Origin of the sequence: Streptomyces atratus (genome assembly GCF_040655115.1) — a bacterium.
Classification (GTDB): Bacteria; Actinomycetota; Actinomycetes; order Streptomycetales; family Streptomycetaceae; genus Streptomyces; species Streptomyces atratus_D.
On sequence record NZ_JBFAJH010000026.1, the window covers coordinates 87,919 to 94,399 of the forward strand.

General features: G+C 69.1%; 6 protein-coding genes. All 6 read left to right on the forward strand.

Features of this window, described 5'->3' with window-relative positions:
• The first annotated feature begins 145 nt into the window (after window positions 1-145).
• On the forward strand, window positions 146-1,186 hold the full coding sequence (locus AB0I23_RS25220; protein WP_359112446.1) for a M4 family metallopeptidase: 1,041 nt from the start codon (window positions 146-148) through the stop codon (window positions 1,184-1,186).
• 855 nt (window positions 1,187-2,041) lie between these two features.
• A complete protein-coding gene (locus AB0I23_RS25225; protein WP_436846994.1) occupies window positions 2,042-3,313 on the forward strand; it encodes a sensor histidine kinase in 1,272 nt (423 codons plus the stop codon).
• Entirely contained in the window at window positions 3,285-3,980 is a 696-nt protein-coding gene (locus AB0I23_RS25230) for a response regulator transcription factor (protein ID WP_359112450.1), read from the forward strand. Before AB0I23_RS25225 ends, AB0I23_RS25230 begins: the two co-directional genes overlap by 29 nt.
• A gap of 149 nt (window positions 3,981-4,129) precedes the next feature.
• Complete coding sequence (locus AB0I23_RS25235) at window positions 4,130-5,068, forward strand: ABC transporter ATP-binding protein (protein ID WP_359112452.1); 939 nt, start codon at window positions 4,130-4,132, stop codon at window positions 5,066-5,068.
• Window positions 5,065-5,877, forward strand: coding sequence for an ABC transporter permease (locus AB0I23_RS25240; RefSeq protein ID WP_359112453.1), 813 nt, complete (start codon window positions 5,065-5,067; stop codon window positions 5,875-5,877). The genes AB0I23_RS25235 and AB0I23_RS25240 overlap by 4 nt, the downstream gene beginning before the upstream one ends.
• A gap of 461 nt (window positions 5,878-6,338) precedes the next feature.
• On the forward strand, window positions 6,339-6,481 hold a 143-nt coding region (locus AB0I23_RS25245; protein WP_359112458.1), incomplete at its 3' end, for an anti-sigma factor family protein.

The window sequence follows — 6,481 nt, forward strand, 5'->3', positions numbered from 1 at the left end:
TGGTGGGGCACTCGCCGCTGCGAGTCGCAATCGCGTTCAAGGCCTGGCCAAAGAAGGGCCCGTGCGCAAGGATCACGCTCGCACCACGAAGTCACCCCCCGCTGTTCGACACACCACGCACCACATCCCACCACGAGAGGTGTACATGGCTCGCCGCACACCCCGCGGCCTGATCGCCGCGGCCACCGCCACCGTGGCTCTGCTCGCTCCGGCCGGAGCGGCCTCGGCCTCGGGCACCGCCCCGGCCGACCCACAGGCCCGCATATTCATGGTCAACCCCGTCCAGTCCTCGGGCGATCAGTCGCTCTCCGATGCGAAGGACTCGGCCGACGCGGTCCCCGCCTCGAGCTATGCCTCCGCCGCGCTGCGCAATCTCGACGGCAGTGGCGGACTCTCCGGACGATGGGCCTCCATCAGGTCGGAGACCGGCGCCCCCGTAAGGACTGCCGACGCCGGCACGTATACCCGGCACGACGACCAGTTCGAGCAGGTCATGGCCTATTTCTGGGTCAACGAGGCACAGGAGTACCTGCAGGGCCTCGGCTTTGGCAGCGAACTGCCCGGTGCCAACAACCGTGCGCAGCCCGTCCGTATCAACCAGTGGGGTGCGGACAACTCCTTCTTCACCGACAAGAAGGCCGAGATCCGCTTCGGCAAGGGCGGCGTGGACGACGCCGAGGACGCCGAGGTGATCGTTCACGAGTACGGACACGCGGTGCACAACGCCCAGGTGCCCGGCTTCGGTACCTCACCGGAGGCGGGGGCGATCGGTGAGGCCTTCGGCGACTACCTGGCGGTCGAGGTCGGCGCCCATGCGGACGCCCGGTACGGCTGGCCCATGAAGACCGACCTGGCATGCGTCGCCGACTGGGACTCGGTCACCTACAGTGCCGCCCCGCACTGCCTGCGCCGCATCGACGGGAACAAGGTGTACGGGGACCGGATGGGCGAGGTGCACGCGGACGGCGAGATCTGGTCCCGCGCACTCCTGGACATCCGGGGAGCGCTCGGCCCCAGGGTGGCCGACCGCATCATTGTCAACGCGCAGTTCGGCTTCGCGCCCGACACCAGCTTCGAGGACGCGGCGTTGACGACGATCGCGACGGCGCAGCGCATGTACGGCAAGAGCGCGGCGGACGCGGCCCGTGCCGCGTTCAAGGCCCGCGAGATCCCTGGCATCCGGTAAGGAGAGCCGCGGCGGTCGCCCCTTCCCTCGGCGGCCCTCGGCGTGGTCTCGCGTCGGGCTGAAGTCCGTTGCGAGGCCACGCGCCGACCGGATCAATCATGCGATCGGCCGCGGAGTTCGAGATTCCGAAGAGCGGCGAGAGCAGCCGTGGTTGTCAGGTTCGTGCGTCGGTACGCGGTCATCAGCGGTACGTGGTTCTCCCAGGAGGAGACTCCAGGCCCCCTTGCGGATGCGGCCGACACGAGCGGCACGGGATGGGATCAGTCCTCCACGGCACCGGGCAGCGGGCCGGGCTCTGTGCGCAACTCTGCGAGTGTCGGGAGCCACTGACCAACTTCGATCCGTCATGTGGGGCACGCGTCATGTCAGGCCTGTGGCGGAGGAACGGACGCACTGACCTGGTCCGCCTGGGGACGGCACCACGATGCCACCGCGCGCCGGAGCGCTACCGAAAGCGCAGGTCAGGACACGATATACCGCTGCTTGCCGACGTCGCGCCGTGGTGCGAGGTGTAGGTCCGCAAGTCGACCGACCACCCGGCATCGACCTGTGTACGTCCCCGCCAATTCAACGGCTGCGCCTCGCACTTGAGTGGTTCTGGGCATGTGCCGCACAACTGCCTTCACAAGACCTTCACGTTCTCGGGCAACAGAGTGCGCGGGCTCCCATCCGCACCCGCGGCAGGCTTTGCCGCTGGTCGGAGCGGACCGGTGAGGCCATCACGATGGAGGCCGTCACCCGGCGTTCAGGCCCTCACGCAATCCGATCAGGAAGCCGGGATTCTCACCTCTCCCAGGGGCTGCGCTGCCGAACCGACACGATGCCTGACCCAGTCGCCGCCCTTACGGTGGTGGGATGGCAGTGATCAACGGTTGGAGACGCGGAGCACGAGCCCGGCCTGGCGCGGTGGACGCGCTGGTGTCGACTGTGCTGTTCGTGTTGTCGAGCGTGGCTTCTGCTGTTGTGCCGGACGAGCACCGGATTGCGTTCCGGTGGCCAGGCGTGGTGCTGGCGGCCATCGGCTGCGCGGCGTTGATGTGGCGACGTCGTCACCCGTTCGGCGTACTGGCTGTCGCGGTTGGCTGCGGGGTCGCATTTCAGGTGCTCGGATTCCGGGAAAGTCCACTGGTGTCGAGCCCGGTCGTGGTGTCCGTCTACACCGTGGCCGTGCGGACCGACCGGCGCACCACCTGGACCACGGTGGGGGTCACGGCTGCCGTCCTGGTGGGGGCGGCCGTGGTGTTTGCCCCGGGATCCTGGCTGGAGCCGGAGAAGGCGGTGATGCTGGCGTGGACGGCTTTGGCGGCTGCCATCGGGGACGCGGTGCGGTCGCGCCGCGCCTATGTGGCGGCCGTGGAGGAACGGGCGGAGAACGCGGAGCGGACCCGTGAGCAGGAGGCGCAGCAGCGGGTGGCGGCCGAGCGGGTCCGGATCGCGCGCGAGCTCCACGACGTCGTCGCGCACCACATCGCCTTGATCAACGCTCAGGCAGGCGTCGCCGTCCATCTTGCGGAGCGGCAGCCGGAACAGACACTCGCCGCCCTGGAGACTATCCGGGACACCAGCCGGTCGGCACTGGACGAGCTGCAGGTGACCGTAGGCCTGTTGCGGCAGTCCGGTGATCCGGCGGCGCCGCGCGATCCGATGCCGGGTCTGACGCAGCTACCGGCCCTCCTTGCGTCGTTCGAAGGCGCCGGCCTGGCTGTCCGGCACAGCCAGCGCGGTATCAGCGAACCGCTGACGCCGGCGGTGGACCTGGCCGCGTACCGCATCGTGCAGGAGGCCCTGACCAATGTGCACAAGCACGCCGGTGCGGACCACGCCCGATTGTTCCTGCATTACCGACCCGAATGGCTGACGATCACCGTCGAGGACGACGGACGCGTCGGACCGCACCACCACCCCCAGCAGGGGACCGGCCACGGGCTGATCGGCATGCGTGAGCGCGCTGCCATCGTCGGGGGCACGCTGTACGCGGGAGCCCGCCCGCAGGGCGGTTTCGCCGTGACTGCCGATCTGCCCCTGCGAGCCGGCACAGCAACGGGCGATCCGGCAACGGGCGATCCGGCAACGGACAGACAGCCGAGGAGAGATGGGTATGACGATCCGGGTACTGCTCGCCGATGACCAGGCCCTGCTACGGGGCACGTTCAGGATGCTGTTCGATTCCGCGGACGACATGGAGACCGTGGGCGAGGCGTCCAACGGCTGCGAGGCGGTGGAGCTGGCGAATGCGCAGCGCCCGGATGTGCTCCTGATGGACATCCGCATGCCCGAGATGGACGGTCTCGGCGCGACGAGGCTGATCAGTGAGTCGGAGGACCTCGCCGGGGTGAAGGTCCTCATCCTGACCACCTTCGAGAACGACGAGTACGTTGCTGAGGCGCTGCGTGCGGGTGCGAGCGGCTTTCTCGGCAAGGGCACGCGGCCCGAGGAACTTCTCGATGCCGTGCGCACGGTCGCCGCCGGGGAGGCGCTGCTGTCCCCGTCGGCCACCCGAGCGCTGATCACGCGATTCCTGACGCAGCCGGAACCGTTCCCGGCGGCCATGCACGAGCGACTGAAGTGCCTGACGCCACGGGAACGCGATGTCCTGGGGCTCGTCGCACTGGGCCTGTCGAACGATGAGATCGCCGATCGCCTGGTCATCAGCCCGCTGACCGCCAAGACCCACGTCAACCGGGCCATGACCAAATTGGCGGCTCGTGACCGGGCCCAGCTGGTGGTCATCGCCTACCAGTGCGGTCTGGTCAGCACGGCGATGGAGCCAAAACGTCCATCAGCATCCGTGTAGTCCCCGGCACGGGTACGCGCCGCGTTCCGTCCCAGCCGTAGGCCGGAGTCTTCGGTACCACGGACGTGGTATCCGGGAATCGCTGCGCGGGGACGATGCGCGAGGGGCCGGTTTCGGGCGAAAGTGAGGTCGTGAACGGAGGTTTCGCCATGATCGAGGCCCACGGCCTGACCAAGAGGTACGGCGACAGGACAGCCGTCGAGGACGTGTCCTTCACGGTGCGCCCCGGCATCGTGACGGGGTTCCTCGGACCCAACGGGGCCGGCAAATCCACCACCATGCGGCTGATCCTGGGCCTGGACGCCCCAACCGCCGGGCATGTCACCGTCAACGGCAGTCCTTACGCATCGCACGAAGCGCCCCTGCACGAGGTCGGGGCGATGCTGGAGGCCCGCGCCATCCACACCGGCCGTACCGCCTACCACCACCTGCTGGCCCTGGCTGCCACCACAGGCATCCCCCGCCGGCGCGTGAACGAGGTCATCGACCTCGTCGGCCTGCGGGAGGTCGCCAACAAGCGGGCCGGCGGGTTCTCCCTGGGCATGGGCCAGCGCCTCGGCATCGCCAGCGCGCTTCTCGGCGACCCCGCCACTGTCATCCTCGACGAGCCGGTCAACGGCCTCGACCCGGAGGGCATCCAGTGGATCCGGAATCTCCTGAAGAGCCTGGCGGGGGAGGGGCGCACGGTGTTCGTCTCGTCGCATTTGATGAGCGAGATGGCGCTCACCGCCGAACATCTTGTCGTCATCGGGCGTGGCCGGCTCATCGCCGACACCTCGGTCGAGGAATTCATCCGCAGCGCGGCCCACACCGTGGTGCGCGTGCGGTGCCCGGACATCGCTCGCTTGAAGCGTCTGCTGGCTGGTCCGGACGTCACTCTCACCACCTGCGCGCCGTACACCATGGAGGTCGTCGGCCTGACGAGCGACCAGATCGGCTCAATCGCCGCCGGTCACGGGCTCACCCTGCTCGAACTGTCCCCCCAGAGGATTTCCCTGGAGGAGGCATTCATGGAACTGACCCGGGACGCGGTCGAGTACCGCGCCAACACCACCGACGAGCCGGTCGCAGCAAGGAGCGCGTCATGACCACGAGCCTCACGCGCCCGCCCACCTCGGCAGTGCGCCCCGGCAAGGTGACTCTGCCGCGGGTTCTCACGTCCGAATGGATCAAGTTGCGCACCGTGCGTTCCACGTCGATCACCTTGCTGACCGCCGTGGCGGCGATGGTCGGGTTGGGCATGCTGGTGAGTCACCTGCGGGCGGGCCACCTCGACGCGCGGGAACTGGCGCACTTCAACGGAGCCGAGGTCAGCCTGAGCATGTACCGGCCCGCGCAGTTGGCCATCGGTGTTCTCGGAGTCCTGGTGTTCACGGGCGAGTACTCCACTGGAATGATTCATGCGACACTCACGGCCGTCCCCAGGCGGCTGCCCATGCTGGTGGCCAAGGCCGCCGTCTTCACCGGTGTTGTCCTCGTCCTGATGACCGCGGCCTCCTTCGCCGCCTTCTTCGGGGGCCAGGCTGTCCTGTCCTCCGCTCACCTGGCCACGCATCTCTCCGACCCCGGCGTCACCCGCGTGGTCTTCGGTACCGCCCTCTACCTCACCGTCGTCGGACTGTTCGGCGTCGCGCTGGGCGCCATCATCCGCAGCTCCGCGGGAGCCATCGCCACGCTGGCGGGCATCCTGCTCGTTCTGCCCGGACTGGGGGCCCTGCTTCCGGCCGACTGGGCGCAGCTCGTCGACCCCTACCTGCCCAGCAACGCCGGACAAGCCGTGCTCCTTGTCGTCCCCGATCCCGCGATGGCCCCCTGGACAGGTCTGTCACTCTTCGCCGGATACGCAGCCGCCCTCCTGGGCATCGCCGCCTGGCTCCTCAAGCGACGCGACGCCTGACCAGCGCGCGAGGAAGCCGTACCAGAGCGCCACAGGCTCGTCCCCGCGCCGGGGGGGCGGAGGGCGCGGGGCACATGCCTCGCCGTTCACCACCGTTCTTTCGGGCTGCGGTCCCGGCAGCGGGCACACCCGAACATCAGGTGACGCAGGGGCTCGCCCAACGGCCGGCGCGGGACCCCGGGTGTGGCCCGCGCCAGGCACCTTGCTCGGCGGCCACGGCACCGCGTGCCACTGCCGCCCTCCCCACTCGGCCACGGGGACACGCCGCCGGCCGCACACGATCCGGTAGCCCGGCCCGTCGGGCTCACGCGCACATCGAAGGCGCTCCACACCCATCAGGACGTCGTCGCCGAACAACGTCCGCCACGGACGTCGCCGAGGCAGGACCCGGATGACGCCCCCGCCTGAACCCCATGGCCGCGCCGTCCGCGCGGACCCGCAGTACCGAAAGGACACCCGCCATGTTCACCTCCCCGCAGGAATGCCGCACGGTCCGTGAGCTGCTGGCTGGATACGCACTCAACGCCCTCGCGCCCGAGGAAGCCACTCGGGTCTGCGCCCACCTGACAACCTGCCCCGATTGCCGGGACGAACACGACTGCCT